This is a genomic window from Mesorhizobium sp. M8A.F.Ca.ET.208.01.1.1 (assembly GCF_004791315.1).
Classification (GTDB): domain Bacteria; phylum Pseudomonadota; class Alphaproteobacteria; order Rhizobiales; family Rhizobiaceae; genus Mesorhizobium.
Window position 1 is genome coordinate 1 of the sequence record NZ_SRUT01000139.1, and the last position, 357, is coordinate 357.

1 protein-coding gene is annotated in these 357 nt (G+C 69.2%); it reads left to right on the forward strand.

Annotated elements, in window-relative coordinates; all coding sequences use genetic code 11:
• Window positions 1-357, forward strand: a 357-nt coding sequence (locus EN851_RS34630) for an MFS transporter (protein ID WP_135931074.1), incomplete at both ends; no start/stop codon positions are given.

The window sequence follows — 357 nt, forward strand, 5'->3', positions numbered from 1 at the left end:
AGCCGGCCGCGCACCCACGCTGGTTCAGCCTGGTGCGGGTGAGCGCGGGCGCGGGGCAGATTCTCGGACCGGCCTGCGGTGCGCTGCTTGCCTTGATATCGCTCAGCGCCGTGTTCCTCGCCGCCGGTGGCGTTCTGATCTTGGGCGGCATCGTAATGCTGGTCGCCCTCGACGAGACGATCGGCAGCGCAAGGGCTGCCGCCGGCGACCGGGATGACGAGCAGGAGGAAGAAGGCCTTGGTGCGCTGCTGCCGGCCTTCCGCGACGGCCGCCTGGCGAAGCTGCTCGCCTGGCTCGTGCTGTTCGAAGTCGCCGGCAACTGGATCGAAGCCGTCATCCCGCTCTATGCGCAGGATG